The organism is uncultured Methanobrevibacter sp., assembly GCF_902764455.1.
Classification (GTDB): Archaea; Methanobacteriota; Methanobacteria; order Methanobacteriales; family Methanobacteriaceae; genus Methanocatella.
In genome coordinates this window covers 73625-89039 of the sequence record NZ_CACWVY010000003.1, presented here as the reverse complement: position 1 = coordinate 89039, position 15415 = coordinate 73625, and the positions used below count along the sequence as shown (strand labels likewise).

The 15415-nt window shown below is 33.2% G+C and carries 15 protein-coding genes and 1 pseudogene; 4 read left to right on the top strand and 12 right to left on the bottom strand.

What is annotated here, in order from left to right; translation table 11 throughout:
- Positions 1-550: 550 nt before the first annotated feature.
- The 5 genes from QZU75_RS01565 to mcm form a co-directional block, all read right to left on the bottom strand.
- Positions 551-760 (bottom strand): hypothetical protein, encoded by a 210-nt coding sequence (locus QZU75_RS01565; protein ID WP_296881191.1) that lies wholly within the window; start codon positions 758-760, stop codon positions 551-553.
- Positions 761-1723, bottom strand: a complete 963-nt coding sequence (locus QZU75_RS01560) for a tyrosine--tRNA ligase (RefSeq protein ID WP_296881190.1) — start codon at positions 1721-1723, stop codon at positions 761-763.
- Positions 1724-1731: 8 nt separating this feature from the next.
- On the bottom strand, positions 1732-2775 hold the full coding sequence (locus tag QZU75_RS01555) for a 60S ribosomal export protein NMD3 (RefSeq protein ID WP_296881189.1): 1044 nt from the start codon (positions 2773-2775) through the stop codon (positions 1732-1734).
- A gap of 34 nt (positions 2776-2809) precedes the next feature.
- On the bottom strand, positions 2810-3217 hold the full coding sequence (locus QZU75_RS01550) for a translation initiation factor IF-2 subunit beta (RefSeq protein ID WP_067040760.1): 408 nt from the start codon (positions 3215-3217) through the stop codon (positions 2810-2812).
- Between the two features lie 131 nt (positions 3218-3348).
- Positions 3349-5349 (bottom strand): minichromosome maintenance protein MCM, encoded by a 2001-nt coding sequence (gene mcm / locus QZU75_RS01545; protein ID WP_296881188.1) that lies wholly within the window; start codon positions 5347-5349, stop codon positions 3349-3351.
- Positions 5350-5477: 128 nt separating this feature from the next.
- Between mcm and QZU75_RS01540 the strand changes: the two genes are divergently transcribed.
- On the top strand, positions 5478-5897 hold the full coding sequence (locus QZU75_RS01540) for a hypothetical protein (RefSeq protein ID WP_296881187.1): 420 nt from the start codon (positions 5478-5480) through the stop codon (positions 5895-5897).
- 2 nt (positions 5898-5899) lie between these two features.
- Here QZU75_RS01540 and QZU75_RS01535 read toward each other — a convergent pair whose 3' ends face one another.
- Positions 5900-6529 carry an RlmE family RNA methyltransferase gene (locus QZU75_RS01535; protein WP_296881186.1) on the bottom strand — a complete coding sequence of 210 codons (630 nt, stop codon included), beginning with the start codon at positions 6527-6529 and terminating at the stop codon, positions 5900-5902.
- Position 6530: 1 nt separating this feature from the next.
- Positions 6531-7061 (bottom strand): metallophosphoesterase, encoded by a 531-nt coding sequence (locus QZU75_RS01530; protein WP_296881185.1) that lies wholly within the window; start codon positions 7059-7061, stop codon positions 6531-6533.
- Between the two features lie 125 nt (positions 7062-7186).
- Here QZU75_RS01530 and QZU75_RS01525 point away from each other — a divergent pair, with 125 nt between their 5' ends.
- Positions 7187-8278, top strand: coding sequence for a formate--phosphoribosylaminoimidazolecarboxamide ligase (locus QZU75_RS01525; RefSeq protein WP_296881184.1), 1092 nt, complete (start codon positions 7187-7189; stop codon positions 8276-8278).
- A gap of 8 nt (positions 8279-8286) precedes the next feature.
- Here the strand turns inward: QZU75_RS01525 and QZU75_RS01520 are convergent, their stop codons facing one another.
- Genes QZU75_RS01520 through QZU75_RS01510 form a run of 3 tightly spaced genes read right to left on the bottom strand, consistent with a single transcriptional unit; the run spans position 8287 to position 11734 of the window.
- Positions 8287-8691 (bottom strand): hypothetical protein, encoded by a 405-nt coding sequence (locus QZU75_RS01520; protein ID WP_296881183.1) that lies wholly within the window; start codon positions 8689-8691, stop codon positions 8287-8289.
- A gap of 17 nt (positions 8692-8708) precedes the next feature.
- Complete coding sequence (locus QZU75_RS01515) at positions 8709-9083, bottom strand: DUF5518 domain-containing protein (protein WP_296881182.1); 375 nt, start codon at positions 9081-9083, stop codon at positions 8709-8711.
- 53 nt (positions 9084-9136) lie between these two features.
- Positions 9137-11734 carry an ATP-dependent helicase gene (locus tag QZU75_RS01510; RefSeq protein WP_296881181.1) on the bottom strand — a complete coding sequence of 866 codons (2598 nt, stop codon included), beginning with the start codon at positions 11732-11734 and terminating at the stop codon, positions 9137-9139.
- Positions 11735-11947: 213 nt separating this feature from the next.
- Between QZU75_RS01510 and QZU75_RS01505 the strand changes: the two are divergent.
- Together QZU75_RS01505 and QZU75_RS01500 are read left to right on the top strand one after the other, a co-directional pair.
- Positions 11948-12718 (top strand): annotated as a pseudogene (locus QZU75_RS01505) (SDR family NAD(P)-dependent oxidoreductase).
- 179 nt (positions 12719-12897) lie between these two features.
- The gene (locus QZU75_RS01500) at positions 12898-13746 is read left to right on the top strand and encodes a HEAT repeat domain-containing protein (RefSeq protein ID WP_296881180.1); all 849 of its coding nucleotides are present in this window, start codon (positions 12898-12900) and stop codon (positions 13744-13746) included.
- On the opposite strand, the gene QZU75_RS01495 is transcribed toward QZU75_RS01500, so the two are convergent.
- Complete coding sequence (locus QZU75_RS01495) at positions 13747-14571, bottom strand: carbon-nitrogen hydrolase family protein (protein ID WP_296881179.1); 825 nt, start codon at positions 14569-14571, stop codon at positions 13747-13749. It lies immediately after the preceding gene.
- 46 nt (positions 14572-14617) lie between these two features.
- The gene (locus tag QZU75_RS01490; protein ID WP_296881178.1) at positions 14618-15379 is read right to left on the bottom strand and encodes a PsbP-related protein; all 762 of its coding nucleotides are present in this window, start codon (positions 15377-15379) and stop codon (positions 14618-14620) included.
- Between the last annotated feature and the right edge of the window lie 36 nt (positions 15380-15415).

Genomic DNA, 15415 nt, shown 5'->3' with positions numbered 1-15415 from the left:
GGATGTTTTGCAAATCCAAAAACCATGTCGTCTGGACTTTCATATTCCATTTTTGTAAATCGTTTCATACAATCACCTACAGTTAATTAAAAGTAATTTTTTATAGTATATAAAAGGGGTTGATTTTTCAAGTAAGGTTGATATTTTTTTATATTATGGGGGGTGTTATATGTTTATTATTTTTCCTTATTTTTTTAAAATAGCAGTTAAAAATAATATTTATTTTAAAAAATAGATTATATGGGGTTTTTTAGTATTTTATTTGATTTTTCTAATTTTTACTAAAAAAATTATTGATATAAAATCTATTTGAACTTTTTTAAAATAGGTTTAAAAAGTAAAGTAGATTTGATAAAAATGTAAAAAGATGTATTTAATAAAATGTATTATAAAGTGATGAATCTTTCTAAAATTAGTTAAATAATATGAAAATACTCGGATAATGGTTATTTTAGAAAAAAAGTGTTTGCTGTATTTTTGTAATGATTATTGTTGGATAATATATTAAATAGTAATATTCAAGTTCAAAAAATAAAGTATGTGGAGAAATCTATTCTCCGGATAATTCTTTTAATCTTTCACGAATGGCATTTTCAAGAAATTCTCTTGCTTTTACAAGCTCATCATATTCGCCTATTAATTTAGGTCCGAATTCGGTTTGCTCTAATTTGATGTCGAATTTTTCAAAAGCGTGTGCGAGCATTTGTTCACCAACACCATTTGGCAAGCCCATTTCATATTCTTCTTTTTCTTCAACCATTTAGTTTTCCTCCATGTATTCTCTTACAGGAGCAAAGAATTCAATTAAGAAATCTTTAATTCCATTTTTTAAATCCATTGGATGTAAATTACCTTCACTAAAGTCTTTGATTAATTCATCGTGAGTTAATTCGATGTCTCCACCGAACTTTTCAGGTCTTTTAATAAGTAAAGTATCTTGATTGGTAAATACGAAGGTTTCAGCTATTTCTATCATTGGATTGCCTTCAACTTCTCCTTGCGGACAGAAGCTTTTCTTGATTTTTTTGGTGATTTCTTCAACGGAATCATCCACTGCGATGTAGTTTCCTTTACTTGAAGACATTTTTGCATCGCCGTCAAGACCGTGCAGTAATGGGGTATGAATACAAACAGGCACATTTTCACCTATTCTTTCTAAGTTTTCACGTGCCAACATTTGAATTTTTCTCTGTTCCATTCCTCCAAGTGCAATATCAACACCTAATGCTGCCATGTCTACAGTTTGCATAATAGGATAAATTACGCTTGCCACTTTAGGATTGTCGTCTGCACGACTTACCTGATCCATACTTCTTCTTGCTCTTTTTAAAGTGGTCATTGTAGCTAATTGGTAAACTTTATCAGTATAATCTCCTTCAAGCTGGAATGATGATCCTAAGACGAATTCTGTTGTTTCGTCAAGACCTAAAGCCTGGAAACATTTTTTGTTGTATTCTGCTGTTTCGGCTATTTCTTCAACTGTTCCTTTTCCATTTAAAAATGCGTGGTAATCTGCTAAAAGGATTTTAATTTTAAATCCTAACTTCTGTAACTGTTTTAATTTTTGTACAGTCACTGCATGACCCAAATGGATTTTACCGGAAGGTTCATAACCAGTATAAGCTACCGGTTGGTCTTTTTCAAGAACTTCTTTTAATTCTTCGGTATCTATAATTTCTAGAGTTCCTTCCTCGATTAACTGAATTTTTTCTTCAATATTCATTTTATCACTTAATTTAATAAATAAATGTTATTGTCAATTCTGATGAGTTTTACTTCTTCTCCGACATTAATTCCAGAGTACTCTTCTTTCATATCTAAATCAACTGCAGAATAATCAACCGGATCTAAAATTTGTATGAACTGTGGAGATTTTGAGATTACAGTTGCAGTTTCAATTTCATCGGATTTTTTAACAAGTTCAATATCTTCCATATTTTTCATAGGGATATTGTGTTTTTTATTTGTTGAAATTTCGACTCCAACAAGGCTATTTTTGCTGATGCTGGTTACTTGCATTATTTTATTGTCATATCTGATAAAATCACTGATTTCAAATTCGGGAATTCTTACAGAAATCCAGATTCGGTAAAGTCCTTTTCCAGTGGACTTATCTTCACTAATCAGTCTTGGAGATTCCTTTATGATTCCTCCAAATTCTTCTTTCAGTGCTTCGGCTACTTTTTTGCCGGATTTAAATGAACCGATATAATAGTCGTAGCCTTCTTTAAGTTTAGCTATTTGAGGGCAATATGCAAGTTTATCGGATTTTGACTGCTTTATTAATGTTCTTTCAACTACTTCGTCCGCTTTGGCATATTCTTCAGATTTTATTTCTCTGTTATCTGCTCTAAACTGTACTACGGTTTCATAGTATCCGGATTGTATTTTGCTGCAGCTTGGACAAACTGTTTTTTGGATTTTAACTTGAGTATCATGGGTTTCTTCAATCTCCACTCCATGAACCTCTCCAACAACTTCGACATAGCAGTCTGCAATTGTTCCTTTGATGTTGTCTATTTCAAGATTAATGATTTCATTTGAAACTTCATCAGCAATTTTTATGTTTCTCTCAAGTGCTCGGTAGATAATCTCTTCTTCGGGAATAAATTCTTCACTCCATTTCCCTTCTTCGAGTTTACTGTTACAGTGGCTGCATATTTGTACTTTGATACGTTTGGGAAGTTCAATCATTTGAAATTCCTTTAAAAAACAATCGATACAGATATCGCCAACCATTTCCTTATCTGTACTTCCGCACTCTGGACAAAACATGCTATCAATAAAAAATAAAATAAAAAAAGTAGAATTATAATGATTTTAAAGGTGCTGTTGCACCGCATGCAGCACATTTAAGCAAGAATATTCTACCTTCTCTTATAATTCTAGTATCTGGTCTGTTACATTCGTGGCAAATTACGTATTTGTCTACATAATCTTCAATTCTTTCATTGATTAAGTAATGGGTAAATTTACCTTGTAAAATTGCTCTTTGACCTTCAATATTTCCTGCAGTACCTAATTCTCTCATTAAGAATTTTAATAAATGTTGAGGGTCTCTGTTTAAACCTTCTGCAACATCTTTAAAGTTTTTAATAAAGGTTCTATTACCTTGGATATCTGAATAAGCTTTAGGGATTTTGAATCTTTTATGTTCAAATACTTCAGGAGGTAATTGGTCTATTGCTCTTTCTAATAAATCTTCGTATTTATCCATGTTATCTCTCCTATAAAAATCAGTATAAGTATAATATATTAAATTTGGTTTTAATCCTTTATTAATGTATTGTTAATTTAGGGTGGTGATTTAATTTGTGTGAAAAAAATAAAAAAATAATGGTGGAAATCTTAAGCACGCTTAAGATATCCTGTTGATGGAATATAAATTAATCCTTTTTGATTTAAGTTTCTGACAAATGCATTGACTTTTTCTTCACTCATGTCGTATTTTTCAGCCATGTTGGATATTAAAACATTAAGCGGTGCCTGATCGCCGTATTCTTCTTCTAAAAGACCAATTTCTTCCATGACTCTTTGCATTTTTTCCCTTTCGGATGTAGGTGTTCTTCCTTCCATGACTTCGATATCGATTTCTCCAGTTTCTGGATCTACTCCTACTTCTTTAAGACAGGCCATTTGCAGTTTAACAGCTTTTTCAGCATCTTCTTTATCTACAGTATCCTTAAGTTTAATTTTTGCACTTGCTTCTGATAAACGAATAATCGCTTCCAGTTGCCTTGCGGTAATAGGTACTGGTGCCTGTTCTTCTTTATTGCTGTTCCTTGTACTGACATAGAATTCTCTTAAAATTTCATTAGCTTCATCAGTTAAAACAGGATTTACATTTTTACGGGCATAAGCAATATATTTTCTAAGGAGTTCAGGTTCAATTTCATAATCAACAGTATTTGACTGGTGTATTTTCAAAATGTGTTCTGCTAATTTTGAATCTCCTTCAACACTTGGTTTATCTTCAATTACAAATATCAAATCAAAACGAGAAATAATTGGTGCAGGCAAATCAATTTGTTCTGCAAGAACTTTAAACCTGTCGAATCTTCCGAATTTAGGGTTTGCCGCTGCAAGAACGGAACATCTGGAATTCAATGTTGCCATAATTCCTGCTTTTGCAATACTTACTGTCTGTTGTTCCAATGCCTCGTGAAGTGCGGATCTGTCTTCAGACCTCATTTTATCGAGCTCGTCAACACATACGTTACCTTGGTCTCCAAGAACCAATGCTCCTGCTTCTAATGACCATCCGCCAAGTTCGTCTCTAACTGCTGCTGCAGTTAACCCAGCACCTGTTGTACCTTTACCACTTGTATAGATACTTCTTGGCGCTAATCTTGAAACATATTTCAGTATCTGGGATTTACCGATACCAGGGTCCCCAACAATAAGAATGTGGATGTCTCCCCTTAATTTTGTTTCATCTTCAAGCTGTTTTGCAGCTCCTCCAAACAGTTGCAGGGCAATTGCTTCCTTTACTTCCCTGTACCCTCTAATTGAAGGTGCAGTCGATTTAATGATTTTGTCATAAATATGAGGATCTTTTGATAATTCTATAATTTTCTCTTCATCTTCTTCGGAAAGTTGCAGCTCTTCAAATTCCTGTTCTAATGGTTCAATGTGATTAACGTAGATGTAATTTTTAAATTTACCACTTCTTTCTTCCCTAAATGTCTTTAATGTTCCAGTAATTCTTACTTTGTCTCCGGGATTTAACTGGTCTACTAAATCATCCTCTAAAACCATCAGCATTTGTTTCGGTTCGGTTCCTCCGGATAAATTTTCCAAAGGTTCTTGCATTCTTGCTGTTTGGGTATCAATGTATTTTGATTCTTCCTGAAGCAATCTGAATGATCTTCCACCACATTCACTACACAATGAAGGTTCAATGATTCTATTTCCAGAACTTTGCTCTACTTCGTGTAATCTCATACATCCTCTACATTCGAATACTCCAGTCTCAATACGTGGTCTGATTTCATCTGTTTTTCTTACAATTCCGTCTGCTGCAACAAATGTTCCAATATACTTACTCAACAATGTCTTTAAAGGTATGATATTGGTCATATTCTCAAAACGAATATTGATATCAGCATCCTTTACAAGGGGGTCGATGTTTTTTATTGCTATTTGAGCAGCTTCAATAACTTCTTCAGGTTTATCTATTAACAAATCCGCAAGGTCAGGATCAAACATTTCAAGCTGATTGTAATCTACAGTAAGTGATCGCTCATCCGGATATGTTTCAAGTATTTCGAATACGTCATCCTTATATGATGTCGCAAAAAATTCTTCGAATTTTATAATTGATGTTTGAGATTTAGTAGTAGAATTCATTATAATTTAATTAATATTTCATCACTTAAAAAAATATTGTAAGAGAGCATGTGATAAGTAAAAAATATATATTAAAATCTATATATCTAATAGTTAATTAGAAAATTAATTTTTAAAATGAGGTTATTATGAGGAAATCAAGATTAAGCTTATTTAAATCTACTTCTATGTTAATTTCTGTCGTTGGAATTATTATGGTAGTTGCAACAATCATAGTTGTAGCTTATGTGGGTTATAGCGCGGTTTCATCAGGTATCACAAATGAAATATCCTCAGGTACACAATATGATGAACTTGCAGGGTTGAAATCATCATACAGTAATCTGTCAATGCAATTTGACAGTATCAAAGCCACTTATTATTCTGGCGGTACTGATGATGTTAAAAAATATAATGATGCTAAAATAGAGTTGTCAAGAGCAAACTCGGCTATTGAAAATGTTCAAAGTGCATTGGATGCTAATAAGCCGTCTAATGAAGTAGATAGTAGAATCGATTTTGCTAAAGAGAAACTCAAAGCGGCTACTGATGCATATAATAAATTATAAAATTATTTTTCTTTTCTATTTTTTTTACCTTTATATTCCAGTCCTACAACATACATTTCAGAACTTTTTTTACGGGATGATGCAGGTTTTGTTGTTTTAACTTTCCTGAATTTGCCTTTAAGTGAATCTAACATGGCTTTATATTCGGGACCCTGAAAAACTTTCATAACAAGGTTTCCTTTGCGCTCCAGTATATTTTCTGCTATTTCGATTACTGTGTTTGTTAAATCAATTGACCTTAACTGGTCGATATTTTTTATTCCGGATAATGAAGGTGATGCGTCAGACATTACCACATCTGCTTTCCCTCCAATGATTTCCATAATCTTTTCCTGCACTTCTGGTGTTGTAAAATCTCCTCTAATTCCATAGTAGTTCTCTTCATGGAATTTCTTAAATCTGTTTAAATCGACTCCGACTACTATTCCCTCTTCACCTACCTTTTCAAGAGCAACCTGTGACCATCCTCCTGGTGCGGCTCCAAGGTCAACAACTGTGTTTCCTTCCTTTAACAATTTGAATTTTTTATCCAGCTGTTTAAGTTTATATGATGCACGTGAGCGATAATCTTCCTTTTTAGCTTTTTTATAATAGGGGTCATTGTGTTTTTCCATTTGCCATTTGCTTCCCATTTTAATCCCTCTTAAATTTGTCAAAGTCAAGTGCGCTGCAAACCGGAGCTCCAATTTTAACAATTTCAACATCCACTTCTTTATTATTGATTTCAAGTAGCATTACTGTTCTGTCTGCAAGTCTAGGAACAATTGGACTTCCTGGATTGATTAACAGCACTCCGTCGGTTTGTTCTATTTTTGGTTGATGTGAATGGCCTGAAACTAAAATGTCTGCGCCCAGTTCCTTTGCAAGGTATACCAGTTGCTGGGTGTCTCCTCTGGGATATACTTCTCCATGAACTATTCCAATTTTAAGCCCTTCAGCTTCAACTATTTTTGCTTTAGGTAGTTTAATTCCACCGACTCTATCCATATTTCCCTGAACTGCCATCACTGGAGCTATTTCTTCTAATTCTTCAATAACTTCAAGAGAAGTCAAATCTCCTGCGTGTAATATTAAATCAACATTGCTAAATGCATCGAGCACATTTTGGGGTAGTTGCTTTGCTCTATCTGGTATATGGGTATCTGAAATTAAACCGATTAACATTTTATCTTATCCTATTAAATTCAAATAATTATTTGTTTTTCATTATTTTTAATGTTATCAAATAAAAAATATTATAAATTCGATAAAATATATATAATATTATCATTCTTTTAGGAGAAGATATAATGGGAGAAGTTAAAAAAGAAGATATTTTGGATATTTTGGCTGGTTATGACAAGGAAAATATAACAATAGCAACCCTTGGAAGCCACACTTCTTTACATATTTTGCAAGGTGCTAAAGAAGAAGGTTTTAGAACAGCTATTGTCTGTCAAAAAGGAAGAGAAATTCCATATCAAAGATTTAATGTTGCCGATGAATACATTATCGTTGATGAATTCAAGGATATTGTAAATGAGGAGGTTCAACAACAGCTTAGAGATATGAATGCAATCGTAATCCCTCACGGATCCTTTGTGGCATATGCAGGACTTGACAACGTTGAAGATAAATTCAATGTACCGATGTTTGGAAACAGGGATGTGCTTAGATGGGAAGCTGAAAGGGACAAAGAAAGAGCATTGCTTGTAGAAGGAGATGTGAGAATTCCTTTCAAATACAATGACCCTTCCGAAATTGACAGGCCTGTAATGGTTAAGTTCCCAGGCGCAAGAGGTGGAAGAGGTTACTTTGTAGCATCATCCACTGAAGAATTTGATGCAAAAATTGATGCCATGAAAGCACGTGGCTGGTTAGAAGACAGTGATGTTGAAGCAGCACATATTGAAGAATATGTTTCAGGTTGTAATTACTGTATACACTATTTCTACTCCGCACTTGATGATACTGTTGAATTAATGGGTATGGACACAAGATACGAATCCAGTATTGACGGATTTGTAAGAATGCCTGCAAAAGATCAATTGGACATTGATTTAAGCCCATCTTATGTTGTAACTGGTAATCACCCTGCAGTAATTCGTGAATCATTACTTCCTCAAGTATTTGATATTGCTGATAAATTAACTGAAAGTGCTAAAAAATTAGTTGCTCCTGGTTTAAATGGTCCATTCTGTATGCAAACACTTGTAAATGATAATTTGGAAGTAATTTGTTTCGAAATTAGTGCAAGAACTGATGGTGGAACAAATACATTTATGGATGGTTCTCCTTACTCCTACCTGACTTACGGCAAACCAATGAGTATGGGTAGAAGAGTGGCTGTTGAAATTAAAAGAGGAATAGAAAGAGATGAATTAGAAAAAATAATAACATAAATTTGTTATTATTTTTTGTTTTTCTTTTTATTTTTACCTATTTTTTGCTGTTTTTCATATTCTATTTTTGCTTTTTCACGACTTCTTTTTGTCCATGCACCAACAAAACCTACAAGTGCACCTACTAAAATGATGGCTATTGTAACAATTAGGATTCCGGTTTCAGTTGCGAAAAATCCATCAAATTTCCCCATATATCCTTCCAATGCCAAAATTACAATAATTGTTGATGCAAGTGCACCCATTAGGGTACCTGCTTTAATATTGTCTTGTCCGTATCCTGCGTATAATAGTCCTAGTGCTGAAAATGCGTATAACCAATCATTGTATTGGAATCCAAATAGTATAAATGCAGCCGCTATTGCGGTTCCAAATACTAATGCTTTAATATTTATGCCCAAATCGTATTTCATTTTATATCTCCAAAAACTTAATTATCATTTTTAGAAGCAATTGCCCCTCCGATGGCTCCTGTAATTCCCATGACTATTGCATAGTAGATTAAATCTCCTATAACTAGGAAGATGCTTGAAATTCCAGAAATTGTAAATCCTGTTAAACCTCCAAATATTCCGAGGAAACTACCTCCTATAGTTGTAGCTAGGACAAATAGTATTGCGGAAACAATTGTACCAAATGCTCCTGCAACAGCGGCATTCCAAAGGCCTCCAAGCATTCCGGAATGGGCAATATAACCTGTAATGAATCCCACAATCAGTAATCCTATAAATTCATATCTTGCGAAAAAGGCTTTTACAATTACTGCCAATATAAATCCGATAATTACAACTTTCCATTTAGTCACAGTATCACCTTTCATTATGATTATTTAATGTTGTTTATATAAGTATTTACTTATTAGTAGATATCTTTTAATTTGTCTTTAATTTGATCAAGTATTGCCTGATGCATCCTTTTTGTAAATTCTCCCTTATCATTTTGGTTTAAAACATCAAGATATCCTTGTGAAACTAGATTAAATGCAAAAGGACTTGGAATAACAGTATTTATAGTTTTTATTTCCATTTCTTCCCTGTCAATCATTTCAATTATTTTTAATGCATTTTTAATGTCCATATAATCTTCAAGCGCTTCCCTTCTCGCCTCTTTTAGAATTGAAAAGTCATCATCCATGTCCTGAACAAATTTCAAAAGGATTTTTCCCCGAACCTGCTGTCTGCCTACAGATTTGGATTCTCCTTTGTATCTTCTAAGGGTCATCAATGATCTTCCGGCACAGTGTCTGAATCTTGAAGCCAGTGTTTCTGTTTTATTTAATGCATTTGTCAATATTGTTTCAAAATTCTCCGGTGTAATCTCACGGAATGATTCTAAACCTCCGATTTTTCCGTCAGAACTTAAATAAAATCCATTGTCTGAAATTGAGATTGTAATGTTCATATTGTATTTTTGAGCAACAATATAAGCAACGGCTCTTGACAGTGCATCGTTCACCTTTCTTCCGAATAAAGAATGGAATATTACAAAACGTCTTCCGCCAAATCCTTTATAATATTCAATTAATAATCTTCGTTTTGTTGGAATTTGGGCGTATTTAAACTGTTCAATAAAGTATTCATAAATTGAATTGGCTGCAAAATCATCAACATATAAATATTCATGAATGAATTCCATAATTTCCTCTTTGCTTCTTCTGTATTGGAATCTAGAATCCATATGGTCTCTAAATTGTTGGATGTCCATTGCCAAATCAAAAGCTAGCGGGAGTTGCTGTGAAAACCATGAAGGGATTGTTGGGGGTCCGCTTGCAGGACTTACATTAATTGTCATTCCTTTTCCGTAGTTGAATCTGAAAGTTCTGCCTCCCAGAACAAAAGTATCTCCTTTTTTCAGTCTTTCCATAAATGTCTCTTCAATTTTTCCAACGGTTTCTCCATCACATTTGACAAGAACTCCTGAAGAATCAGGTATTGTTCCAATATTTGTTGAATAAAGCATTCTGGCTAGTTTTCCACGCTTTCCAAATGTGTTTTCTTCATAGTCAATCCAGATTTTTGCATAAACATATCTCTCTTCGAGTTCAGGATATTCTCCTGCCATATAACTTAAAACATCTTCATAATCATCTCTTGAGAGGTCTTTGTAGCAGTAACTTTTGCGGATTACATCATATGCATAGTCAATATCCCATGGATTTTCAATGCTCATTCCGTAAATGTGCTGTGCCAGGACGTCTAAACAGTTTTTGGGGATTGAAATTTTGTCAATTTTGCCTTCTTTTGCATTTTTTAAAAGCACGGAACATTCAACCAAATCGTCACGGTCTGTAACAATTATTTTTCCTCTTGATTTTTCATGTAATTTGTGCCCGCTACGCCCAATTCTTTGAAGGGCTCTTGCAACGGATTTTGGGGAGTTTATTAAAACAACCAAATCAATGTATCCTATATCAATTCCAAGTTCCAGTGATGTTGAAGAAACAACTGCTTTTAATTTTCCTTCCTTCAACTTGTTTTCTGTTTCCAAACGCACTTCTTTTGATAGTGAAGAATGGTGAGCCATTATGTTTGAATTGTTGTAATGCATGGGATACATTTTCTTTAAATTATAAACAAAACGTTCTGTTCCGCTACGGGTATTTGTAAATATTAATGTGGTTTTGTTTTCCCAAATCAAATCATCCAACAGGTCATACATTCCGAGTTTCGTATCTTCCTCGTCGGCCAGCACGATATCGCTTACAGGACACATTACTTCCATATCAAGTTCTTTTAAATAGTTTATATTAACTATTTTGCAGTTTCGCTCCACTCCATATTCGTATCCTACAAGAAATTTAGCAACTTCTTCAAGTGGACTGACAGTTGCTGATAAGCCGATACGTGTGTATTGTCCAATCAAATGTTGCAGTCTTTCTAGAGATAGGCTTAAATGCACTCCTCTTTTATTTTCAGCAAGTGAATGGATTTCATCAATGATTACATATTTTACGTGACTTAATTTTTCTCTGAATTTGGGAGCTACGAGTAAAATGGATAATGTTTCGGGAGTTGTAATAAGGATGTGTGGTGGCTTTTTAAGCATTTTTTGTCTTTGATATTGTGATGTATCTCCTGTTCTGACGGCTTTTCTAATTCCTAATTCTTTTCCAGCTATTTTTTCAATGCCGTTTAATGGTTCATCCAAATTTTTTTCAATATCATTGTCTAGTGCTTTTAGCGGTGAAATGTAAATGCAGTATACTTTATCTTCCAGCTGATCTTTCTCGGCCAACCTTGTTAAATCGCTTATAACTGATAGAAACGCTGTCAATGTTTTTCCAGAACCGGTTGGTGATGATATTAGAATATTGTTTTTTTTGTGAATGTCAATGATTGCTTTTTTCTGAGCTGGTGTGAAATCTTCAAAATTTGAATTAAACCAAGTTCTAACCCATGGATGCAAAGTTTTAAAAATTTGCTTTTTGGAATAGCTTTTTGTCTGTTCTTCAATCATTTTACATTCCTCTGTTTTTATTATTTATAATATGTTCTTGTATTTATATTAATTTTCAAGAGAAGTGTTATTTTAAATTTTGAATAATATTTACTTGGCTTTGAAATTTAATTAAGTTAGTTTGGATATTTACGAATTTTTTTAATAATAATTATTAAATAGTTAGATTTTACAAATAATATAAACATAGGCTCATGCCTAGGTGGTATAAAAATGAAAAACTATTTTGATATTAAAGATAAAGTTGCACTTATTACTGGTGCTTCCTCAGGTCTTGGTTGGCAAATTGCTCAAGCATATGCAAGCCAAGGTGCAAAATTAGCATTATTTGCTAGAAGAGAAGAAAGACTCTAAGAAAATGTCGCTGAAATCGAAAAAGAATTCGGTACTGATGTAATGTACGCTGTATGTGATGTTGGAGACTATGACAGTATCACCGCAGCTGTTGCAAAAGTTATGGATGCTTACGGTAGAATTGACATTTTGGTTAACGCAGCAGGTATGGGAAACAACAAAATGGTTACCGATCAAACTAATGAAGAATGGGAAAGACACATTCACATTGACTTGAGCGGTGTATACTACATGTGTAAAGCTGTTGGAGAAATAATGATTGAACAAGAATATGGTAAAATCATCAACATCGGTTCAATTCACTCAAGAGTAATCTTCCCTGGTGGAGGAATTAGTGCATACTCCTCAGCTAAAGGTGGAGTAATGAACTTAACCAAAAACTTAGCTGTTGAATGGGCAAAATACAATATTACCGTTAACGCAATTGGTCCTGCTGTATTTGAAACAGAATTAACTGTTGACTCCATTGAAATGGATGGATTTATGGACCTTATTGCAGCATACTGTCCTGCAGGTAGATTAGGTAAACCTGGTGAATTAGATGGTATTGCAATTTACCTTGCATCTGATGCATCTAGTTTCTGTACAGGACAATTAATCTGTATTGACGGTGGTTGGACTGCTATTTAAATAAGAGATTTTTCTCTTATTTATTTTACTTTTTTTATTAACATATTAACTGAATTTTACATTAACGTTCACTCATTTATTTTTCAATCTATTTTTTTAATATGGAATGTATCATAAGAATTGAAATCTCAAAATGTTAATGTTAATGTTATATATTACTTGAAAACTAATTTAATATCATGTCTAATTTAAGTTTTGAAGAAGCTATTAACAATTTATCAGATGATGATGTTAAAGTTAGAAAAGAAGCTATCGAATCATTAGTTGGAATTACTGATGAGGATGCTATTGAACCATTAATTAAAGCTACTACTGATGATAATGCACAGGTAAGATTTAAAGCAGCTGAAATTTTAGGTAGTATGGGTGATGTGGCTGTTGATAAATTAATCGATGAATTTGAAAATGCAGAAGGTAAGGATAAACGTTTTTTAGCATTTGCACTTAAAGAAACAGGTGATAAAAAAGTTATTCCATATTTTGTTAAAGCAACTGAAGATGATGATTTTGGTGTTAGAAAAGTTGCTGTACGTTCTTTAGGTGAACTTCAGGCTGAAGAAGAATTGGATACCATTGCAAAATGTCTTGAAGATGAGGACTGGGGTGTTAAACTCGCTGCAATTCAAGCATTGGGTGATATTGCAACTGATGAATCAATTGACTTAATCAAAAAGGCAAGAAAAACTGAAGATGATAAGGACTTCAAAAAATCTTGTAATAAAGCAATTAAAAAGGCTCAAAAAAGACAAAAAGCTAAAGCTTCTGGAGAATCTATTGTTAATGTTATTCCTATGAGCACAATTAAAGAAATGGAAAAAACCAATCTTCAAAAAGCTATTAAAGAATATGAAAAATATGTTGAAGCAAAAATGCCTAAAGATGCTCCATATAAAAGATTATGTGTTCTTTACAGAAAATCCAATGATTATGACAATGAGGTTAGAGTCATTGAGACTGCAATTGAAGTATTTGCAGACAATGATAAAAAATTAGCTTACTTTGAGAAAAGATTGGCTAAATTAAAATAGTTATATTTTTTTAACTTCGTAGAGATTTTCTCTTTTATTCTTTAAAAGTGGAAGTTCTTCTCTTACTCTTTTTATTTCATTTAAATCAATTTCACCAAATATTATTTCTTCTTCTGTACCTGCTTCGGCTATAACTTCTCCCCAGGGATTTGTTATTATGGAATGGCCGAAACTGTGATATGATGCCTCTTTATTTAATGCAGGTGCCACTCCAACACAATAAACCTGATTATCCAAAGCCCTTGACCTAAAAAGAAGCTCCCAATGTGCTGGTCCGGTTGTCATATTAAATGCACCAGGATAAAATAGGATTAATGCTCCATTTTCAACCATAATTCTTGCAAGTTCTGGAAAACGAATGTCATAACATATTCCAATGCCTATCTTTCCAAATTCTGTTTCAACAACTGTAAATTCATTTCCTGCAGTTAAAACATCTGACTCTTTAAATGTAATTTGATCTTTAACGTCAATGTCAAAAAGATGCATCTTTCTGTGTTTAGCTATAATTTCTCCCTCTTTGTTGAAAAGATAGGAGGTATTGTATAAATTTTCATTTTCCTTTTCGGGGATGGAACCTGCTAAAATGTAAACGTTATTATTTCTTGCAAGTGAAGATATTTTATTTAACGTAAAACTCTCATCTTCCCTTTCACAATATTCAATGAATTTCTCATTGGAATAAGGGCAGTTAAACATTTCGGGTAAAATAATAAAATCAGCATTTTTACAGGCTTTGCTTATCAGTAGCCTAGCATTTTTTAGATTCGCTTCTTTATCATCGATTACATTCATCTGACAAAGAGCAAGCTTAAGTTTTGTCATAATAATCCTATTAAAATAAGAAAGGTAAGTATGAAATTAATCATACTTAAATAATGTCTGCGGAATTAATAACTGTCTCGATGCTATTGGTTTTTAAAGAGTCAATAGAATCTCCAGTTACTTTGAATACATACAATTTGCCATCATTTAGCACAGAAACATATCTTGTGAAGTTTCCATCAGCATTTTTGACAATGAAATTTGATGCATTTGTGCCATCTATTGTTTTATTGTCAAGAAGCTCAACCATATCTCCTGCAAATAGTGCATTACTAATCCTTTGCTGATTAATCTCTTGCAGGGAACTAGCACTGCTTGTGATATTATAATATTCTATAAGTGTATTATTTTCATCTTTGAAAAATATGGCGTCGCCATGTTCTGCGTCACTGAGATTTGTCCTTTCCCAATTTTCAGGGTATTTAAAAGCAAAGTTATTAGCATTATATTCAAGTAAACTGCTGGAACTTTGAGTAGATTTATCATGTGATCCTGTAAGGACAATTCCACAAATTACAATTAAAGTAATAAGCAATATGATTCCTATAATGAGCTTTTTTTCTTTAATGATGTCAAGTGTACTTTGTTCTCCGGAAGGTTTTTTCTCCGTATTTTTATTTTTTGAAGCATCAACTTTTGGATCCATACTGATTGTGCTTTCTTTTTTAGGAGCAAAACTTTGTTCATTTTCAAAGATGCTATCCTTTCTGCGAGCTTTAACTTTAGGTTTGGGAAAGTTATATCCGCAATTTCCACAAACTGGAGCACCATCATAACTAGGATTTCCACATTCAGGACATTTTTTCACAAATTAACCTCCATTGAATTTACATTTATAATAAAT

Bases quoted from the DNA above. Each gene is read 5' to 3' on its own strand.
- QZU75_RS01525 (WP_296881184.1), top strand. From the start codon at position 7,187: ATGGGAGAAGTTAAAAAAGAAGATATTTTGGATATTTTGGCTGGTTAT.
- QZU75_RS01535 (WP_296881186.1), bottom strand. From the start codon at position 6,529: ATGGGAAGCAAATGGCAAATGGAAAAACACAATGACCCCTATTATAAA.
- QZU75_RS01540 (WP_296881187.1), top strand. From the start codon at position 5,478: ATGAGGAAATCAAGATTAAGCTTATTTAAATCTACTTCTATGTTAATT.
- QZU75_RS01500 (WP_296881180.1), top strand. From the start codon at position 12,898: ATGTCTAATTTAAGTTTTGAAGAAGCTATTAACAATTTATCAGATGAT.
- QZU75_RS01560 (WP_296881190.1), bottom strand. From the start codon at position 1,723: ATGAATATTGAAGAAAAAATTCAGTTAATCGAGGAAGGAACTCTAGAA.
- QZU75_RS01520 (WP_296881183.1), bottom strand. From the start codon at position 8,691: ATGAAATACGATTTGGGCATAAATATTAAAGCATTAGTATTTGGAACC.
- mcm (WP_296881188.1), bottom strand. From the start codon at position 5,349: ATGAATTCTACTACTAAATCTCAAACATCAATTATAAAATTCGAAGAA.
- QZU75_RS01555 (WP_296881189.1), bottom strand. From the start codon at position 2,775: ATGTTTTGTCCAGAGTGCGGAAGTACAGATAAGGAAATGGTTGGCGAT.
- QZU75_RS01550 (WP_067040760.1), bottom strand. From the start codon at position 3,217: ATGGATAAATACGAAGATTTATTAGAAAGAGCAATAGACCAATTACCT.
- QZU75_RS01565 (WP_296881191.1), bottom strand. From the start codon at position 760: ATGGTTGAAGAAAAAGAAGAATATGAAATGGGCTTGCCAAATGGTGTT.
- QZU75_RS01530 (WP_296881185.1), bottom strand. From the start codon at position 7,061: ATGTTAATCGGTTTAATTTCAGATACCCATATACCAGATAGAGCAAAG.
- QZU75_RS01510 (WP_296881181.1), bottom strand. From the start codon at position 11,734: ATGATTGAAGAACAGACAAAAAGCTATTCCAAAAAGCAAATTTTTAAA.
- QZU75_RS01495 (WP_296881179.1), bottom strand. From the start codon at position 14,571: ATGACAAAACTTAAGCTTGCTCTTTGTCAGATGAATGTAATCGATGAT.